Consider the following 16,779-nt stretch of genomic DNA (forward strand, 5'->3'; position numbering starts at 1 on the left):
CGCCCCGGTGCAGAGGGCGCGGAACCGAAGGGACTGGCGATGTACGATTATGCCGTGCTGGGCGAATGGCTGGAATTCGCGGTGCGCTGGACGCATGTGATCACGGCAATCGCGTGGATCGGGTCGTCGTTCTATTTCATCGCCCTGGACCTTGGGCTGCGGCGGGACAGGGACCTTGGCCTTGCGGATGGCGAGGAATGGCAGGTCCATGGCGGCGGATTCTATCACATCCAGAAATTCCTGGTCGCGCCCGAGGCGATGCCGGAGCACCTGACATGGTTCAAGTGGGAGAGCTATTCGACCTGGCTCTCCGGCGCGGCGATGCTGATCCTTGTCTACTGGATGGGGGCGGAGCTGTACCTGATCGACGCCGAGAAGGCGGATCTGGCGGTCTGGCAGGGCGTCCTGATCTCCGCCGCTTCGCTGACGGTGGGCTGGCTGATCTATGACTTCCTGTGCAAGTCGGGGCTGGGGGAGCGGCCGACGCTGCTGATGGTGCTGCTGTTCGTGCTGCTGGTGGCGATGGGGTGGGGCTACAACCAGATCTTCACCGGGCGGGCGATGATGCTGCATCTGGGTGCGTTCACGGCGACGATCATGACGGCGAACGTGTTCTTCATCATCATCCCGAACCAGCGGATCGTGGTGGACGATCTGAAGGCGGGGCGGAAGCCGGACGCAAAGTACGGGAAGATCGCGAAGCTGCGGTCGACGCATAACAATTACCTGACGCTGCCGGTGATCTTTCTGATGCTGTCGAACCATTACCCGCTGGCTTTTGCGACCCAGTACAACTGGATCATCGCGGCGCTGGTGTTTCTGATGGGGGTGTCGATCCGGCATTATTTCAACTCGCTCCACGCCCGGAAGGGGAACCCGCACTGGACGTGGATCGTGACGGCGCTGCTGTTCGTGGCGATCGCTTGGCTGTCGGTGGCACCGATGTATCAGCTGTCGGACGAGGAAGAGGAGGAGGCGGCGCTGCATGGGGCTGCGGCGCGGTTCGCGGCGGCGGAGGGGTTCGACGAGGTCTATGACATCGTGATGGGGCGCTGCTCGATGTGCCATAATGCCGAGCCGTTCTATGATGGGATCCACTGGCCGCCGAAGGGGGTGCGGTTCGAGACGGTCCAGCAGGTGGCCGGGCAGGCGCGGCTGATCTACGTGCAATCGGGGCTGAGCCATGCGATGCCGCCGGCGAATGTGTCCTTCATGGAGCCGGAGGAGCGGGCGAAGATCGTTGAGTGGTACAGGGGTGCCGCAGGCGGGTGAATTGGAAGCGTCCCCATGGGGACGGGGGGTCAAGTCATTGATTTCAGGCATGTTAGCGCAAACGTCGAGGTGAGGACACCGGTCGGAAACACCTTGCCGCGACGCCCGAGTCCGCAGCGGGTTCCTGCCCAATATCGCTGTCAACGCCATTTCCGGGGTTGATCCGGAGCCGCAATCCAATACGCAGGTAGGCCAAACAAGAAACCGGCGCGGGGTGAGTCGCGACCGGTCACGAGAGCAGGAGCACAGTTCACCGTGCAACAACGCGCAACCGAACGCCGGGGCGGTCGGTCCCTGGTGGCGCCACGGTCCTTTCAGGTCCGGGGGCGGTTCCTGACCGCGATCGCGCTGCGGCTGGAAAACGAGACGCCGGACGAGGCGTTCTTCGATGCGCTCGATTCCCATGTGCAGCTTACGCCCAAGTTCTTCTACGAGGCGCCGCTGGTGGTGGATTTCGAGAAGGTGCCGGGGCTGGTCGACGAGGCGGCGCTGCGCGACCTGATCGGAGAGCTACGCAAGCGAAAGCTGATGGTCTTTGCCGCGCAGAACGCCAATGCGGCGCAACGCGAGGTGGCGCTGGCCATGGGGCTGGTCGCCATCGGCGGCGGGCGCGAGGCGCCGCTGCCGAGCGAGAAATCAGACCGCGGGCGTCGTGTCGACGCGCCAGGCAAGGCGCCGAAGACGGAAAATCTGGTCATCACCGAACCGGTGCGGTCGGGGCAGATGATCGTGGCGGAGCGCGGCGATCTGACGGTGATCGGGTCGGTCGCCTCGGGCGCGGAACTGGTGGCCGCGGGCAGCATCCATGTCTACGGCACGCTGCGCGGCCGGGCGATGGCGGGCGTGCACGGCGACGAGACGGCGCGGATCTTCTGCCAGAAGCTTGATGCCGAACTGGTGGCCATCGCCGGGTTGTACCGGACCAACGAGAACATAGAGGACGCGCACCGGAACGCCCGGGTGCAGGTGTTCCTCGACAAGGAAAGACTGCGGATGGAGACGCTCGGATGACGCAAACCAACGACAACGCGCCGATGGGGCGGATCATCGTGATCACCTCGGGCAAGGGCGGCGTGGGCAAGACCACCTCTGCCGCCGCGATCTCGGCCGGGCTGGCCAAGCAGGGCTACAAGACCGTCGTGATCGACTTTGACGTGGGTCTGCGAAACCTCGACATGATCATGGGCTGCGAACGCCGGGTCGTGTTCGACTTCATCAACGTGATCCAGGGCGACGCCAAGCTGAAGCAGGCGCTGATCAAAGACAAGCGGCTGGAGAACCTTGCGGTGCTGCCGACGTCGCAGACGCGGGACAAGGACGCGCTGACGCGGGAAGGCGTCGAGGCGGTCCTGAACGAGCTGAAGCAGGATTACGATTACATCGTCTGCGACAGCCCGGCGGGGATCGAGCGCGGCGCGCATCTGGCGATGTATTTCGCCGACGAGGCGGTCGTGGTGACGAACCCCGAAGTATCCTCTGTTCGCGACAGCGACCGGGTACTGGGCCTGTTGAGCAGCAAAACCAAGCGGGCGGAGACCGAAGGCGCCGAGCCGATCAAGGCGCAGGTCCTGCTGACCCGGCACGATCAGGGCCGGATCGACAAGGGCGAGATGATGACCGTCGAGGACGTGCTGGAGATCCTTGCCGTGCCGCTTCTGGGGATCATCCCGGAAAGCCAGGCGGTGCTGCGCGCATCGAATACCGGCACGCCGGTGACGCTGGACGATCCGTCGGCGGCCGGCCGTGCCTATGAGGACGCGGTGGCGCGCCTGACCGGGGAAGATGTCGAGATGCGGGTCGCGAGCGACCGGCGCCCCGGCCTGCTGCAGCGGATGTTCGGGCGGACGGCATGAGCCTGTTTGGTTTCAGCCTAAAGCCCCGCCGCCCGAAATCGGCGCAGACGGCCAAGGACCGGTTGCAGATCCTGCTGGCGCATGAGCGCGGCGCGGGGACTGCGACGCCGGACTACCTGCCGGCGCTGCAGCGCGACATCATCGAGGCGATCCGGCGACACGTGAAGATCGAGCCGGACGACATCGATATCCGCATGGAGCGCGGCGAAGAGGTGTCGAGCCTTGAGATCAACATCGAGGTACCGGACGCGAGCCCCCGGGCGCGCGCCTAGCCGGTTCACGAGAGCGCCGCTTAGCCTGGTCGACGCGCGATGAGCGCCGAGTGACGGTGCAGTGACGTCCACGGGCCCGGCCCGAACGGTTCCAGAGCCGACCGGAGCGCGGCCTTCATCTCTGCGCTGCGGGCGCCAAGCCGCGCCTCTGTCGTACCGGAGCGTGACAGGAAGAAGGCGAGGAGGCGCGGGAAATCCCATGTCTCGGTTTCATGGACCGCGATCTGGCGCAGGTCCGAGAATGCCGAGGCGGACAGCACCTCTTCATGCGGCTGCCAGTCGTCGGATACGCGGAATTCGTCGTACTCGTCGCGCTGGGCAAACCCCCGGCCGACCTCGTTCGCGGCCGCAAGCCAGCGGGTGGCCGGCCCCTTGACCGGGCTGTCGCCCAGGAGTGCGATGGCGCCGCCGGGCGCCAGCAGTCGATCGAGGTCGCGGAGGGTCTGCGGCCGATCCATCCAGTGGAACGAGCGGCCCATGGTGACGAGTTGCAGGGGTGTTTCGAGCTGGTCGAGGGTTTCGGACGAACCGACCGCGAATTTCGCGTTGGGCGCAGCGTCCGCCGTAGCGGCCGCGATCATGTTCGGGCTGGGGTCGAAGCCGATCACCTTTGCCGCGAAGGGCGCGATGGCATTCGCGATGAAGCCCGGCCCGCAGCCGAGATCGAGCACGGTCTGGCCGGCCGTTCCGGTGTCTTCGGCAAGCCAGCGGATCAGGGCGGGCGCATAGCGCACGCGCCCGGTGATGTAGTTGTCGACGGTCGTATCGAAGCGCTCGGGCTTCAGTTCCACGGTGTCCATTGCCTGTCCTTTCGGGGTCACCGCTTCTGTGCCACCGGGCTGTGACAGGCGTGCGACCGTTGCGGCCCCGGGTGACGTGATTCTGGCCGGAATGACCGCCGGATTCCAGGGCGTGGGTCGGATCCGGTCTTTGACGGTGCTCGCATCCGGCGTAGCATCACGGGCAAGGTTCGAGCGCTTTTCTCGTTCCGATTGTGACATGGATTGGCAGGAGGTTTCCCATGCGCGTTTATTTCAGACATGTCTTCATTCCGGTTGCCCTTGGTGCCGCCCTTGGCGGCGCCGCCCTTGCACAGGACAGCGACGAGGAGCTGGAGGCTGTGCGGACCAAGGTGGCCGAGGCGGTGGAGGCGATACAGGCCTATTCGGCCTCGCAGCGGGAGCAGGCGCTGGAAGACGCGCGGGAGGCTCTGGAGGAGCTGGACGAGGCGCTGACAGAGCGGCAGGAGGAGATGCGCGAGAACTGGGCCGAGATGAGCGAGGCGGCGCAGATAAAGGCTGGCGAGAAGCTTGCGGAGCTGAACACGCGGCGGATCGAGCTGGCCGAGCAGATGGGTGTGCTTCAGGCGGGCGCGGACAGCGCGTGGGGCGAGCTGAAGACCGGCTTTGCCTCTGCGTGGGACAAGATGTCGGACGCGATCGACGAAAGCGGCGTGATGGAGTCCGAGTAGGGTGGGACGGGCGGGGCGCTGATGCGCCCCGCGTCTTGCGTCAGATCTTGAAGAGGCGCCGCGCGTTGTCTTCGAAGAACGCCTTCTTGGCCTCGTCGGTGATGCTCATCGCGTCGAGCGCGCCGACTTCTTCAGGGACGAACTGCCACGGGTAGTCCATGGCGTACATCATCCGGTCCTCGCCGATGACGTCCATCACGTACTTGATCGGCGGCTCCCAGCCCACGCCCGAGGAGGTGTAGTAGAAGTTGTCGATCAGGTAGTCCCAGGCGCGGCGCTTGAGCGGCTTCACGTTGGGGTGGCGGCCGGTCGAGGAGATGCGGCCGTGCATGAAGTCGATGCGGTAGAGCCAGTAGGGCAGCGCCTCGCCGCAATGGCCGAGGATGATCTGCAGCCTGGGGAAGCGGTCGAACAGGCCGGCGACCATCAGGCGCAGGGCGTGCAGGCCGGTTTCGCAGGCGAAGCCGTAGACCGCCGCGTCGAGCGCGCGGTTCAGGAACGGCTCGATCATCTGCGGCGAGGGCGTGTTGGGGTGGAGGTAGATGGGAACGTCCAGCGCTTCGGCGGCCTCGAAGACGGACCAGTATTTTTCGTCGTCGAGATAGGTGCCGAGAGTGTGTGAGTTCAGGATACCGCCCTTGAGGCCGAGCTTGGTCACGCCGCGCTCCAGCTCCTTGGCGGAGTTTTCGGGGTCGAGCGGCGAGAAGGCGGCGAGGCCGGCGTAGCGGTCGGGGTATTTCGCGATGCCCTCGGCGAGCTGGTCGTTGGCGCTGACCGCGAGCGAGGCGGCGGTGGCCGGATCGAAGAGCTGAACGCCGGGGGAGGAGAGTGACAGGACGGCGATGTCGATGCCGGAATTGTCCATGTCGGCGATGCGCCCCTCGCCAAGCGACTGGATGCGGCGGCGGTGGTTCTGCGCCAGTTCGCTGTCGCCCGCGAAGAAGCCCCAGAGCTGGTTGAAGCCCGGCTCGTTGATGTTCTTTTCGCGGATTTCCTTGAGGTAGAGCTCCATCATGTCCGGGGGCAGCCATGCTTCCTCGGTCGCGATCCGCTTGTAGGGCGGGTTCGGATTCCGGGGGGGCATGGCGGGGTAGCGTTCGCTCATGAAGTTCGCTCCTTGGCTGTTGGGATCGCAGGCGCGACGAAGCGCGTCAGAAGGTAGGCGGCAGGCACGGAGGCCAGCGCGAGGATGATGGCCGGGACGCTGCCGGGAGCGAGCACGGCGGTGCTGGCGCCGACGATCAGCGAGAAGGCCAGAGCCCCCCAGCGCATCGCACCGCCGCCGAATGCGCGCTTGTTGGCGAGGATTTCCGCCAGCACGTGGCCCGAGGCGGCGATGGTCAGGCAGGAGACGGCAATCTCCAGCCAGGTCCCCTGCATCAGCAACGCCGGATTGAAGGCGAAGACGAAGGGCAGGAGATAGGCGACAATGGCGAGGCGAACGCCGGTGACGCCTGTCTGCCACATGTTCGACTGCGCGATAGAGGCAGCGGAATAGCTGGCGACGGCGACGGGCGGCGTCAGCATCGACAGCAGGCCGAAGTAGAAGATGAACAGATGCGCCGACATCATCGGGATGCCGTGGCGGACCAGTGCCGGGGCGAGCAGGACGGAGACGATCACGTAGACGCCGGTGGTCGGCATGCCGACACCGAGAATGATGGCGATGGCGGCAGTTGCGACGAGCAGCGCGGTGACACCGCCGAGCGCCGCGATCTTGCCGAGCGCGAGGGTCAGGGCGAAGCCTAGGCCGGTGACATTGATCGTGCCGATGACGATACCGGCGATGGCGCAGACCAGAAGGATCGGGATCAGCGTGGCGCCGGCGCCCTTCAGGATGAAGGGAATGACGGCGATCACCTCTCGCAGGTTCCGCAGGTTGCGGACGACGTGCAGCGCATAGGCGGCACCGGCCGAATAGAGCGCGGACTTGCCGGGGGAATAGCCGAGGAAGAACAGGAACCAGATCAGCACGCCGAGGGGGGCGAGAAGCGGCCAGCTTTTCAGCAGGGCGTCACGCAGCGAGGGAAGTTCTTCGCGGGCGACGCCCTCGATCCCCTGCGCGGCGGCAAAACGGTCCACCTGGCGGTAGAGCAGGTAGTAATAGAAGACGGCGGGCAGCAGGGCGGCGCCGACGACCTCGGTATAGGGTACCTGAAGGAATTCGGCGATGACGAAGGCGGTGGCGCCCATGACGGGCGGCGCGATCTGGCCGCCATTGCTGGCCACCGCCTCGATGGCGGCCGCGTAGCGCGGCGGGAAGCCGGTGCGCTTCATCATCGGAATGGTGACGACGCCGGTGGACATGACGTTGGCGACGGTCGAACCCGACAGGGTGCCGAACAGTGACGAGGCGATGATTGCCACCTTGGCCGGGCCGCCACGGCGATGGCCCATCGTGGCCATGGCAAGGTCGGTCAGGATACCGCTGCCGCCCACGGCGTTCAGGGTCGCGCCGAAGACGATGAAGCCGAGGATCTGCGTCGCACCGACATTCATCACCAGGCCGGGAATGCCGTTGGTGTCGTTGTAGATGTAGAGAATGTAGCGGTTCGGGGCCATGTAGGCGGCCTCGAAGATGCCCGGCGCCAGCCAGCCGATGAAGCCGTAGGCGAGGAAGATCAGCCCCAGCACCGCCAGCACGTTGCCGCATTGGCGGCGGGTCGCCTCTATCACGCCGGCGATGCCGATGATCGCCGGGATCCATTTTTCCGGCCCGCGGTTAAGTGCGTCGAGCAGCCAGGCTTCGTAGTTCCAAGAGAGCCAGAACCACGAAGCCATCGCCGCGAGGCCGAGCGCCCAGTCGAGTACGACCAGGCGCCCGCGCAGCGGTTCGGTCAAAAGCCCCGCAAGCGTCGCGAGTCCGATCATCACCCCCAGGTATTGTTCGGTGATGAAGACAAGGTCGAACCAGCCCGGTGCGTCGAGCATCCAGAGGATGCCCAGCACCGGAAGGCTCGCGGAAAGGAACGCGCGCGTCATCGGGATCTCGGGGCCTGTGGTCAGTGTTTATTCGGACAGGGATGCGTCATGCATATCGTTGTCCTCGCTCCACATGCCCTTGTCCTTGTAGAACGCGACCGCGGCCGGGTGGAACGGAACCGTGTTGGACGGGTTCGCGAAGGCTTCGCGGTCGCCGCCACGGATCGGCGGATAGTCTTCCTGCAGCGCCGGGAACGCTTCGTAGAGCGCTTCCAGGATCGAGGTCGCTTCCTCGTCCGACAATTTGGCGGAGGTGGTCAGGAAGACGTCGTATGCGACGGTCGTGAAGGGTTCGGTCACCTCGGGCAGGTTCGGCGCCGGGTTGACCGTGACCAGATAGGTGCCGGGATAGACGCCGTCGATGTATTCGGTCGTCGCACTGTCGCCGGTGATCGAGAGATAACGGATGCCGCCGGGGATCGTGGCGTGTGCCTGCTGGGTCAGCGGGATTCCGATAGCGATGCCGGTGGCGTCGAGGTTGCCTTCGGTCAGGCCCTCCATGCCCGGGCCGAGGCCGGAAACGGTGACATTGTCGACCTGGTCGAGCTCGATGCCGCCGGCCTTGAGGATCGCCTGGTTCACCAGACCCACGGATTTCAGCGCCGAGAAATCGGTGACCACACGCTTGCCGGCGAGATCGGAGACCTCGTGCAGGTCGTCATTGGCACGGGTGACCATCGAGACGCGGAGCGGCCAGAGGCGGGCGAGCATGCGCAGGTCGGTCTGCGGGTCGGTGCCGTAGTCGCCGCGATAGATCGCGCCGGTGTCGAGGCTGGAGTTGATGCCGACGGTGGCTTCCCCGGCCGCGACGAGCGGCAGGTAGACGGTGGAACCGGCGTAGGGCTGTACGGTGACCTGACGCTGCAGCGCTTCCTGCAGTGCGGCCGCCATGCCGCCGCCGACGGAGTAGTAGAGCGAGCCCTGCGGGTTGGTCGCGATGGTGACGCGGCCCTGGGCCGAGGCGCCGGTGGCGGCGGTTACGGACAGCAGCGCGGCCGCCGCGAGAGCGGCGAGCTTTCTGGTATTCATCTGATTTCCTCCCATTCGTCGGGCGCCGCTAGCGGGCGCCATGGCGAGACGTTAGCGCGAATTGTATGCATGAATAAATCGAATTCTTTTGAGGTATTCATGAAGTTATTATATGAATGGTGCCATGTCCCTGTCTCGCCTGACCCTGAAGCAGCTGCACGCGATCTCTGCCGTATACAGAACCGGCAAGGTTTCCGCGGCCGCTGAACAGTTGTTCATCACGCAATCCGCCGTGTCCGTGCTGATCCGGCAGGCGGAAGAGGCGCTGGGCCTGACGCTGTTCGACCGGACCACGCGGTCGCTGGTGCCGACGGCGGCGACGGAGCAATCCATCGGGGTGATCGAGCGGATTCTCGGGGACGTGGATTCATTGAGCCTGACCATGGGCGAGTTGCGCGACCTGCGGCACGGTATGGTGCGGCTGACGGCGACGCCGGCGACGGGGCAGGCGATCCTGCCGCAGACGGTGAAGCGGTTTCGCGAGGCCTATCCGGGGATCGGGCTGGTGCTGGACGATTGTGCGCCGAACCAGTTCCTGCCGAACATCCGGCAGGAGCGGGCCGAGTTCGGGGTCGGCATGCCGCCGGCGGATCATGGCGAGTTCGACTGGGAGGTGCTGCACCACGATCCGCTGTACCTGATCTGCCCGCGCGACAACGCCTTTGCTGGGCGGGAGGCGGTGGCCTGGGGCGAGCTGAGCGACGTGCCGCTGCTGCTGTCGCGGCAGGATTACGGGGTGCGCGATCTGGTGGAGGAAACGCTGTTGCAGATCGGCATCCGGGCGCGGCTGGGGTCGGAGATCGGGTTCCTGAGCAGCGCGTTCTGGATGACGTCCGCCGGGATCGGGCTGTGCATCCTGCCGAAGCGGCTGACGGAGGCGTTCATCATCGACAGCCTCGTCATGATACCGCTGGTGGAGCCGCTGGTGACGCGGCCCATCGCGATCGTGACGCGGAAGGGCCGGTCGCTGTCGCCGTCCTGCGAGAGTTTTGTCGACATGCTGGTCGCGGATCAGGGTGAGTAGCGGCGTCAGAAGATCCCTGTGAGTTGCTGTCGCAGGCTGGCCGCGTGCCGCTGGCGATGACGGCGTCCGATGCCGAACAAGCCGTGCGCGGCGGCGCTGCGGACATTTCGACATTCGTTGAGATAATGACCGGTGTCGATCGAGCCGTCGCGGCGGCGGCGGATGTCGCTGTCGTGGGGCATGGTGCTCTCCGTTGATTGGGCCTCCCGGCCGGGACCGGGAGGGGGTGTGTCAGGCGGCTTCCGCGGAGGCGGCGCCGATCAGCATGTTTTCGACGATGAAGCCGTATGCGCGGGTCCATGCCTCGCGGGTGTCCGGGGTCCAGTCGGGGCCGAGGCCGTTCTCCAGCGTCCAGAGCAGGGCGAGACCGACCTTGTCGTAGGCGCCGACATCGGCGCCGTAGCCGGCATGGGTTTCGCCCAGCTTGCGCAGGATCGGGACCAGCGTTGCCGGGTCGTCGAGATTGGCGACGGCGGCGCCGAGGGTCTGGGCGAGGCGCACATGCTGTGCGGCCATGTCGGTGCTTGCGAAATGCTCGCGAAGCTCCGGCGCGATGTCGAAGAGGCGCTGGTAGAAGCTGCTGACGGCGGTTTCGGCGATGGGCTCGACCCTCGCCCAGCTGTCGCGGATCAGGCAAATATCTTGCGGTGTCATGTGGTGTCCTCCCTGTTCAGGTGCGGTTGGCGTTGCGGTGGCGGGCGCCCTGATGCGGTGGCGGATCGGTCGGCCGTGCGCCGACGCGGCGGTTCGGGGTGGAAAATGGAGCGAGGCCCAGAGCCTCGCGCAGAAGAATGCGTTCGATGAACATGACGTGTCCTCTCGGCCGGTCGCCGGCGGGCGGGACCGTTCTGGATTGATTGCTTTTCCTGGGTTTCGGGATGTCCCGACCGGCCAATTGCCGGATGTGCCGGGTTTACGGCATCCAATCATTCTAATAAAATGAATAGTATCGAATGAATCGTTCGAAATTGAAGAATGGATATCCGTGATCTCGAAACCTTCCTGGCCGTCGTCAACGAAGGAGGCATCACGCGCGCGTCGGAAAAGCTGGGGCGCGTGCAGTCCAGCATCACCGCGCGGGTAAAGCAGCTGGAAGCGGAGCTGGGCCAGCCGCTGTTCATTCGCGAGGGGCGGGGGATGCATGTCGCGCCCGCGGGCAAGACGCTGATGCGTTACGCCGAGCGGCTGCTGGCGCTGGCCGACGAGGCCCGCGGCGCGGTGCAGTCGCCGGGGCTGGCCGGGCCGTTCCGGCTGGGCGCGATGGAGAGTACGGCGGCGGTGCGGCTGCCGCCGGTGATCACCGAACTGCACCGGCTGTATCCCGAGATCGACCTGACCCTGACGACGGGTAACCCGGTTCAGCTGAGCCAGGCGATCCTGCAGGACGAGATTGACGCCGCCTTTTTCGCCGGGCCGCTGGCGGATACGCGGCTGGCCGGGGAGCCGGCCTTCGAAGAGCCGCTGGTGCTGATCGGGCCAGCGGACGGCGCGGATATTTCCGCCGTCACGCCGCCGAGCGAGCCGATCATCGTGTTCGAGAACGGATGCCCGCATCGCCGCCAGCTGGAAGGCTGGTTCGCGGCGACCGGGGTTCTGCCGCGGAAGGTGATCGAACTGGGATCCTATCACGCCATGTTCGGCACGGTCGTGGCCGGGATGGGTCTGGCGCTGATGCCGGAGAGCGTGCTGGCGGCGTTTCCGGACAGGTCCGGCATCAAGGTGCACCGGCTGGACGGGCTGACCGCGTCGCTGACGACCTACCTTGTCTGGCGGCGGGGCGGGGAAACCCCGGCGCTGCGGCGGCTGTCGGAGCTGATCGCCGCGCGGCGCGGGTGAGCGCGGATCAGCGGGTCAAGTCGGACCGGCGCTGGCGGTTCTCGAACCACGAGAAGAACCGCGACAGGGCGAAGCAGAGGACGAAGTAGAACAGCGCGACGGTGATGTATGTCTCGAACCGGCGGTTGGAGGACACCGCGATTTCGGTGCCGACGAAGGTGAGTTCCGTTACCGAGATCAGCGAGACGATCGAGCTGTCCTTGACCAGCATGATGAACTGGTTCGCCAGCGGCGGCGTCACGGCGCGCAGGGCCTGCGGGAAGACGACCAGCCGGAATATCTGGAAAGGCCGCAGCCCGAGGCTTTCGGCCGCCTCTATCTGGGCGCGGGGGACGGATTCAATACCGGTGCGGACGATGACGGCGATATAGGCCGCCTCGAACATCGCGAGGCTGATGACGCCGGCGATGAAATTTTCCAGCCGTTGCGGTGATCCGGCAAGGAAGCCGACCACGTTTTCGCCGCTGGGGCCGAGATTTCGGGCCCAGGCGTCGATTCCGAGGAGCGGAATGATCTGCGACGAAACGAAGAAGTAGAAGACGAACAGGAAGACCAGCGGCGGCACGTTCCGGATCAGCCCGACATAGGCGGTGCTGGTGAGCCGTGGCAGCAGCCGTTGCCTGCTGGCGAGGATGCCAAGGACGAGGCCAAGCGTGCTGGCGATCAGCATGGCCCAGACCGACAGGCGGATCGTGGTCAGCAGCCCTTCGAGCAGAAGGTTCGGCTCCCAGCGGCCGGTTTCGGCGTTCGGGCGGACGAGGGCGCGGGGCAGGTAGGACCAGTCCCACTTGTAGACCAGCACGTCCGACACCCGGTGCGAGATGTAGAAGACAAAGGCCAGCACGGCACCGATGATCAGCAGATCGAGGATGCCGAAGCGGGTCTTGCGGTCTGGATCCGGGTACATGCCGTGCCTTGTCCGGGTTGGGGGACGGGGCGCGAGACGCCCCGTCCGGCGGCCTTACTCGGGGACCTGATCGGCCCAGGGGCGGCCGTCGAACCAGAAGCTGTGACGCTCCTGCAGCCAGCCGTCATTGGTGCGGTACCGGATCCAGTTGTTGAAGAAGTTCAGCGCGTCCGGGTCGCCCTTGCGCACGGCGAAGGCGGAATCGGCCGGCGAAATCAACTCGTCGGTCGGGGAATATACGACTTCGGGGTTGTCATAGATCGTGAAGGCCGGAAGCGGCTGTGACGACAGCATGACCTCGGCATTGCCGTTCAGGACTTCCTGCACGGTCTGGGCCTGGTCGTCGAACAGGCGCAGGGTCGCTTTCGGGAAGTGCACCTTGATGTAGTCGCAGGGCGTCGCGCCGCGGCGGCAGGAGAAGGTGACGTCGGTCGAATTGTAGTCGTCGGGCCAGACCATGCCTTCTGTCAGCTCGATATGCGACATGACTCCGAAGGAGGATTTCGCGTAGGGCTCGGTGAAGTTGACGGTCAGGTTGCGCTGCATGGTGATCGACATGCCGCCGATGATGACGTCGAAGTTGCCGGCGATCAGCGCTGGGATGATGCCGTCCCACGCGGTGGGAATGAATTCGACTTCGACGCCCATGTCCTCGGCCAGTTTCTTGGCGACGTCGATCTCGAAGCCGATGAGGTCGCCGTCCTTGTCGCGCATCGCCCAGGGCACGAAGGTGGCCATGCCGACCTTCAGCGCGCCGCGGCGCTTGATGGTCTCGATCACGCTGTCCTGCGCGATGGCCTGTTGCGTGTCCTGCGCCTGCACGCGCTGGGCGCCGACGACGCTCAGCGCCGCGGCGGCGGCGAGGATCATGTTTCTGAGGTATTTCATCTGGTGTCTCCTGTTGGGTTCGTTCTGTTTTTTGGTGTCAGTTGCGCCACGACCGGCGCACGCGCCGTTCCATCCAGGAAGCGACGGCGGAGAGGCTGATCGTCAGGACGAGGTACATCGCCGCGACGGTCAGCCAGACCTCGAATGTCATGAAGGTGTCGGCGATCACGTTCCGGCCCTCGTTGGTCAGGTCGAAGACCGCGATGGTCGAGACGATGGCGGACGCCTTCACGAGATTGACGAGTGAGGAGGTAAGCGGCGGCAGCATCAGGGGGACGGCCTGGGGCAGCACGACCTTCTGGTAGGTCGCGCGCGCGCCGAGACCGAGGGAGGAGGCCGCCTCCCACTGCGGTTTCGGCACCGACAGGATGCCGCCGCGGATGATTTCCGAGATGAAGGATGCCTCGAAGAAGGCGAGGCAGAGGACGCCGGTCCAGAACCGTTCGATCCCGAGGATCGGGGAGAGGACGAAATAGAACAGGTACATCTGCACCAGAAGCGGCGTGTTGCGGATCGCTTCGAGATAGATGGTGGAGAGCCAGCGGCCGGAGAACGAGCGCGACAGGCGCAGCAGCGCGACCGTGAGGCCGATGGTGAAGGCAAGGATGGCGGCCCAGAGGGTGACCTGCAGGGTGACGATCAGGCCGCGCACCAGCGGACCCCAGATCAGTTCACCGTCGATGACGCGGTAGAAATACTGCGGGATGCGATACCATTGCCAATTGTAGTGCATCGCATCGGCACCGCGCAGGACGCCCCAGAGGATGACCGCCGCGCCGAAGAGAAAGACCGCCCAGTCCGACAGGTTGCGGCGCCTGAGGTGCAGGCGCGCCTTCGTTTCATAGAGCGCAAGGGCGCTGTCCCTGTCAGTGCCGATCTCGGTCATGGCATCCCCGACTTTCTGGCTCTTGGATAGGCCCGGCCGAATCCGTTTCCCAGAGGAAGGCACAAATTCTCCTGTAGAGAAATTAATTTCCTCTCAGGATGCATCTTTTTTATGCGTTTCGCCCCTTCAACGGTGCCGGGCGAAAGGGTGGAAGGGTATCAGGCGCTGGGCGGCGGGTCGGTCTGGTTGTTATGAGGGACGGGTAACCAGGAATTTCGTATCCGTTTCGGAATGAACATTTCAGATACCCACTGCGGCGCGGCCACGGTGATTTGCCCGGATGCGAGGCAAAAGCGCATGGCTGTCATATCACGGAATGCCGTTCGCCGACGTGACCTTGTATTTGCCCCGCCGATCGGTACTGACCTTTGAGATGCAGATAACGGACAATTCAGACATGCACGAAGACGCCCCGGCCAATACGCAGAAGCACAGCCTCGACATGCTGGTCGGGCTCGCGGTGCGCAACGCGCGCGCCCAGGCCGGGATGACCCTTGCCGAGCTTTCCGCGAAATCCGGGATCTCAACCCCGATGATCTCTAAGATCGAGCGCGGTCAGGTTTCCGCGTCGCTGAGTACGCTGAACGCCCTTGCGAGCGCGATGAACGTGCCGATCATCAATTTCTTCGCCGAAACGGTCGAGATCAACGAGGTCACGCTGGTCAAGGCCGGCGAAGGGGTCACGGTGCGACGGGCCGGGTCGACCTATGGCCACAGCTACAAGCAGCTTGGCCACGTTTCCAACGACAGTCAGGATCTGGAGAGCTACCTGATAACGCTGGAAGCGCCGGTGACCGGTACGCCGATCTTTCAGCATTCCGGCGTGGAACTGATGCATTTCATCGAGGGCGAACTGTCCTACCGCATCGGCGACGAGGTCTACGACCTGACTGCCGGGGACACATTGTCCTTTGATGCAAGCGTTCCGCACGGACCGGTGCATATCAATTCAGCACGCGCCCGGTTTCTGACGGTAATTTCCCGGCCGAGATAGAATTTTCCCTTGAGGATAAAAATTTCCTGACGGTATATGCGAGGAGACACGACGGAGGATCTCCTCATGGCCGCACCCGTTCTGACACCGATCACACAGGCTCTGAATGACGGTGCCCTGACACGCAAAGAGCTGAAGGCGCTGATGCGTCGGTCTGACTGGCCGGCGGCGCGCCGGCTGGTGATATGGATCGCGGCGCTGTTGGTGACCGGCTCGATGATCTGGCTGAGCATGGGCACGTGGCTGGTCTGGCCGGCAATGTTCGTGCACGGGATCCTGATGGTGCACCATTTCTCGCTGCAGCACGAATGCGTCCACTATACCCCGTTCAAGACGCGATGGCTGAACGACGTGGCCGGAAATATCTGCGGCTTCATCATCGCGCTGCCGCACCAGTATTTCCGCTATGAGCATTGCGATCACCACACCCACACGCAGCTGAAGGGGTATGACCCGGAACTGATCGAGCTTCCGATCTCTGTGTGGAAATACCTGTGGTACATCTCTTCGGTTCCGTACTGGTGGGCGAAGATCAAGGAGTTCTCGCGCCACATCGCCGGGCACATGTCGGAGGGCGACAAGGTGTTCGTGCCGAAAGAGGCGTATCAGGCGGTGTTCTGGGAGGCGCGGATCATGGCCGGGCTTTACGCCGCGATCCTGATCTTCTGCATCGCGACGGGGTGGTGGGCGCCGCTGTGGTACTGGTGGCTGCCGGTGCTGCTGGGCGAACCGGTGATGCGCTGGATCCGCCTGACCGAGCATGTGGGCCGCCCGAACGTGCGCGACATGCGGGAGAACACGCGCACCAACCTGATTTCCGCGCCGCTCGCCTTTCTGAGCTGGAACATGAACTATCATGCGGAGCACCACTATGCCGCGTCGGTGCCGTTCCATGCGCTGCCCAAGCTGCACGAGAAGCTTGACGGCTACGTCTATGTCGAGCCGCGCGGATATCTGGGCGCACATATCGACATCATCTCGCAACTGATCGGCCGCAAGCCGCGCAGCGACATGCAGGGCGAGAGCGCCAAGGCATGAATGCGCAGGGCCGGCAGAAGACCTGGCAGGACCTGATCGCGGTGGCGGATCTGGAACAGGGCGACGCCACGCCGGTCATGCTGGGACGCCGGGAACTGGCGGTCTTCGATACGGTCGACGGCATCTTCGTCAGCCTCGCGCGCTGTACCCACGGGGCGGCAAACCTGTGCGACGGCTATTTCGATGGCAGGCATATCGAGTGCCCGCTGCATCAGGGCCTGTTCGACGCCCGTACCGGCCAGCCCAAGGCGGCGCCGGCGCGGGTGCCGCTAAGGATGGTCGAGTCGCGCGTCGTCGACGGACGCGTTCAGGTTTTGCTTTAGGAGA

General features: G+C 64.8%; 20 protein-coding genes. 10 read left to right on the forward strand and 10 right to left on the reverse strand.

From position 1 onward, the window contains the following. Positions 1–39: 39 nt before the first annotated feature. The 4 genes from HCO70_RS17300 to minE all read left to right on the forward strand — a co-directional run bounded on the left by HCO70_RS17300 (position 40) and on the right by minE (position 3,397). Entirely contained in the window at positions 40–1,272 is a 1,233-nt protein-coding gene (locus HCO70_RS17300) for a urate hydroxylase PuuD (RefSeq protein ID WP_172298471.1), read from the forward strand. 255 nt (positions 1,273–1,527) lie between these two features. Next, positions 1,528–2,283 (forward strand): septum site-determining protein MinC, encoded by a 756-nt coding sequence (gene minC / locus HCO70_RS17305; RefSeq protein WP_172298473.1) that lies wholly within the window; start codon positions 1,528–1,530, stop codon positions 2,281–2,283. Between the two features lie 23 nt (positions 2,284–2,306). Next, entirely contained in the window at positions 2,307–3,125 is an 819-nt protein-coding gene (minD, locus tag HCO70_RS17310) for a septum site-determining protein MinD (RefSeq protein ID WP_172298966.1), read from the forward strand. Beyond that, entirely contained in the window at positions 3,122–3,397 is a 276-nt protein-coding gene (gene minE / locus HCO70_RS17315) for a cell division topological specificity factor MinE (RefSeq protein WP_172298475.1), read from the forward strand. The genes minD and minE overlap by 4 nt, the downstream gene beginning before the upstream one ends. Positions 3,398–3,417: 20 nt before the next feature. Here the strand turns inward: minE and HCO70_RS17320 are convergent, their stop codons facing one another. After that, a complete protein-coding gene (locus tag HCO70_RS17320) occupies positions 3,418–4,197 on the reverse strand; it encodes a class I SAM-dependent methyltransferase (protein ID WP_172298477.1) in 780 nt (259 codons plus the stop codon). A 221-nt stretch (positions 4,198–4,418) separates the two neighbouring features. Here HCO70_RS17320 and HCO70_RS17325 point away from each other — a divergent pair, with 221 nt between their 5' ends. Further along, positions 4,419–4,868 carry a hypothetical protein gene (locus HCO70_RS17325; protein ID WP_172298479.1) on the forward strand — a complete coding sequence of 150 codons (450 nt, stop codon included), beginning with the start codon at positions 4,419–4,421 and terminating at the stop codon, positions 4,866–4,868. Positions 4,869–4,908: 40 nt separating this feature from the next. Here HCO70_RS17325 and HCO70_RS17330 read toward each other — a convergent pair whose 3' ends face one another. Genes HCO70_RS17330 through HCO70_RS17340 form a run of 3 tightly spaced genes read right to left on the reverse strand, consistent with a single transcriptional unit; the run spans position 4,909 to position 8,879 of the window. Then, positions 4,909–5,973: an amidohydrolase family protein gene (locus tag HCO70_RS17330; protein ID WP_253913353.1), complete on the reverse strand. Its 1,065-nt coding sequence runs from the start codon at positions 5,971–5,973 to the stop codon at positions 4,909–4,911. Further along, positions 5,970–7,850 carry a TRAP transporter fused permease subunit gene (locus tag HCO70_RS17335; protein ID WP_172298481.1) on the reverse strand — a complete coding sequence of 627 codons (1,881 nt, stop codon included), beginning with the start codon at positions 7,848–7,850 and terminating at the stop codon, positions 5,970–5,972. Before HCO70_RS17335 ends, HCO70_RS17330 begins: the two co-directional genes overlap by 4 nt. Positions 7,851–7,877: 27 nt before the next feature. Continuing rightward, the gene (locus HCO70_RS17340) at positions 7,878–8,879 is read right to left on the reverse strand and encodes a TAXI family TRAP transporter solute-binding subunit (protein ID WP_172298483.1); all 1,002 of its coding nucleotides are present in this window, start codon (positions 8,877–8,879) and stop codon (positions 7,878–7,880) included. A 124-nt stretch (positions 8,880–9,003) separates the two neighbouring features. Here HCO70_RS17340 and HCO70_RS17345 point away from each other — a divergent pair, with 124 nt between their 5' ends. Continuing rightward, positions 9,004–9,903, forward strand: coding sequence for a LysR family transcriptional regulator (locus HCO70_RS17345; RefSeq protein ID WP_172298485.1), 900 nt, complete (start codon positions 9,004–9,006; stop codon positions 9,901–9,903). Positions 9,904–9,908: 5 nt separating this feature from the next. Here HCO70_RS17345 and HCO70_RS17350 read toward each other — a convergent pair whose 3' ends face one another. From HCO70_RS17350 to HCO70_RS17360, 3 genes are read right to left on the reverse strand one after another with little or no spacing between them, the layout of a single operon-like run. Continuing rightward, positions 9,909–10,085, reverse strand: coding sequence for a hypothetical protein (locus HCO70_RS17350; RefSeq protein ID WP_172298487.1), 177 nt, complete (start codon positions 10,083–10,085; stop codon positions 9,909–9,911). 49 nt (positions 10,086–10,134) lie between these two features. Next, complete coding sequence (locus HCO70_RS17355) at positions 10,135–10,557, reverse strand: globin family protein (protein ID WP_172298489.1); 423 nt, start codon at positions 10,555–10,557, stop codon at positions 10,135–10,137. A 16-nt stretch (positions 10,558–10,573) separates the two neighbouring features. Continuing rightward, positions 10,574–10,711, reverse strand: a complete 138-nt coding sequence (locus HCO70_RS17360) for a hypothetical protein (RefSeq protein ID WP_172298491.1) — start codon at positions 10,709–10,711, stop codon at positions 10,574–10,576. A gap of 167 nt (positions 10,712–10,878) precedes the next feature. On the opposite strand from HCO70_RS17360, the gene HCO70_RS17365 reads away from it, so the two are divergent. Then, on the forward strand, positions 10,879–11,739 hold the full coding sequence (locus tag HCO70_RS17365; RefSeq protein ID WP_172298493.1) for a LysR family transcriptional regulator: 861 nt from the start codon (positions 10,879–10,881) through the stop codon (positions 11,737–11,739). 7 nt (positions 11,740–11,746) lie between these two features. Here HCO70_RS17365 and HCO70_RS17370 read toward each other — a convergent pair whose 3' ends face one another. Genes HCO70_RS17370 through HCO70_RS17380 form a run of 3 tightly spaced genes read right to left on the reverse strand, consistent with a single transcriptional unit; the run spans position 11,747 to position 14,420 of the window. After that, a complete protein-coding gene (locus HCO70_RS17370; protein ID WP_172298495.1) occupies positions 11,747–12,646 on the reverse strand; it encodes an amino acid ABC transporter permease in 900 nt (299 codons plus the stop codon). A gap of 54 nt (positions 12,647–12,700) precedes the next feature. Beyond that, positions 12,701–13,534, reverse strand: coding sequence for a transporter substrate-binding domain-containing protein (locus tag HCO70_RS17375; RefSeq protein ID WP_172298497.1), 834 nt, complete (start codon positions 13,532–13,534; stop codon positions 12,701–12,703). 37 nt (positions 13,535–13,571) lie between these two features. Further along, positions 13,572–14,420, reverse strand: a complete 849-nt coding sequence (locus HCO70_RS17380) for an amino acid ABC transporter permease (RefSeq protein WP_172298499.1) — start codon at positions 14,418–14,420, stop codon at positions 13,572–13,574. Between the two features lie 373 nt (positions 14,421–14,793). Here HCO70_RS17380 and HCO70_RS17385 point away from each other — a divergent pair, with 373 nt between their 5' ends. The 3 genes from HCO70_RS17385 to HCO70_RS17395 all read left to right on the forward strand — a co-directional run bounded on the left by HCO70_RS17385 (position 14,794) and on the right by HCO70_RS17395 (position 16,775). Next, on the forward strand, positions 14,794–15,414 hold the full coding sequence (locus HCO70_RS17385) for an XRE family transcriptional regulator (RefSeq protein ID WP_216665495.1): 621 nt from the start codon (positions 14,794–14,796) through the stop codon (positions 15,412–15,414). Between the two features lie 66 nt (positions 15,415–15,480). After that, a complete protein-coding gene (locus HCO70_RS17390; protein ID WP_172298503.1) occupies positions 15,481–16,452 on the forward strand; it encodes a fatty acid desaturase family protein in 972 nt (323 codons plus the stop codon). After that, positions 16,449–16,775, forward strand: coding sequence for a non-heme iron oxygenase ferredoxin subunit (locus HCO70_RS17395; RefSeq protein WP_172298505.1), 327 nt, complete (start codon positions 16,449–16,451; stop codon positions 16,773–16,775). The genes HCO70_RS17390 and HCO70_RS17395 overlap by 4 nt, the downstream gene beginning before the upstream one ends. Positions 16,776–16,779: the final 4 nt, after the last annotated feature.

The sequence above is a fragment of the Pseudoruegeria sp. HB172150 genome, assembly GCF_013184805.1.
Classification (GTDB): domain Bacteria; phylum Pseudomonadota; class Alphaproteobacteria; order Rhodobacterales; family Rhodobacteraceae; genus Psychromarinibacter.

Bases quoted from the DNA above. Each gene is read 5' to 3' on its own strand.
- HCO70_RS17380 (WP_172298499.1), bottom strand. From the start codon at position 14,420: ATGACCGAGATCGGCACTGACAGGGACAGCGCCCTTGCGCTCTATGAA.
- HCO70_RS17355 (WP_172298489.1), bottom strand. From the start codon at position 10,557: ATGACACCGCAAGATATTTGCCTGATCCGCGACAGCTGGGCGAGGGTC.
- HCO70_RS17375 (WP_172298497.1), bottom strand. From the start codon at position 13,534: ATGAAATACCTCAGAAACATGATCCTCGCCGCCGCCGCGGCGCTGAGC.
- HCO70_RS17350 (WP_172298487.1), bottom strand. From the start codon at position 10,085: ATGCCCCACGACAGCGACATCCGCCGCCGCCGCGACGGCTCGATCGAC.
- HCO70_RS17325 (WP_172298479.1), top strand. From the start codon at position 4,419: ATGCGCGTTTATTTCAGACATGTCTTCATTCCGGTTGCCCTTGGTGCC.
- HCO70_RS17330 (WP_253913353.1), bottom strand. From the start codon at position 5,973: ATGAGCGAACGCTACCCCGCCATGCCCCCCCGGAATCCGAACCCGCCC.
- HCO70_RS17345 (WP_172298485.1), top strand. From the start codon at position 9,004: ATGTCCCTGTCTCGCCTGACCCTGAAGCAGCTGCACGCGATCTCTGCC.
- HCO70_RS17370 (WP_172298495.1), bottom strand. From the start codon at position 12,646: ATGTACCCGGATCCAGACCGCAAGACCCGCTTCGGCATCCTCGATCTG.
- HCO70_RS17360 (WP_172298491.1), bottom strand. From the start codon at position 10,711: ATGTTCATCGAACGCATTCTTCTGCGCGAGGCTCTGGGCCTCGCTCCA.
- HCO70_RS17395 (WP_172298505.1), top strand. From the start codon at position 16,449: ATGAATGCGCAGGGCCGGCAGAAGACCTGGCAGGACCTGATCGCGGTG.
- HCO70_RS17320 (WP_172298477.1), bottom strand. From the start codon at position 4,197: ATGGACACCGTGGAACTGAAGCCCGAGCGCTTCGATACGACCGTCGAC.
- HCO70_RS17335 (WP_172298481.1), bottom strand. From the start codon at position 7,850: ATGACGCGCGCGTTCCTTTCCGCGAGCCTTCCGGTGCTGGGCATCCTC.
- HCO70_RS17340 (WP_172298483.1), bottom strand. From the start codon at position 8,879: ATGAATACCAGAAAGCTCGCCGCTCTCGCGGCGGCCGCGCTGCTGTCC.
- HCO70_RS17385 (WP_216665495.1), top strand. From the start codon at position 14,794: ATGCAGATAACGGACAATTCAGACATGCACGAAGACGCCCCGGCCAAT.
- HCO70_RS17365 (WP_172298493.1), top strand. From the start codon at position 10,879: ATGGATATCCGTGATCTCGAAACCTTCCTGGCCGTCGTCAACGAAGGA.
- minE (WP_172298475.1), top strand. From the start codon at position 3,122: ATGAGCCTGTTTGGTTTCAGCCTAAAGCCCCGCCGCCCGAAATCGGCG.
- HCO70_RS17390 (WP_172298503.1), top strand. From the start codon at position 15,481: ATGGCCGCACCCGTTCTGACACCGATCACACAGGCTCTGAATGACGGT.
- HCO70_RS17300 (WP_172298471.1), top strand. From the start codon at position 40: ATGTACGATTATGCCGTGCTGGGCGAATGGCTGGAATTCGCGGTGCGC.
- minD (WP_172298966.1), top strand. From the start codon at position 2,307: ATGGGGCGGATCATCGTGATCACCTCGGGCAAGGGCGGCGTGGGCAAG.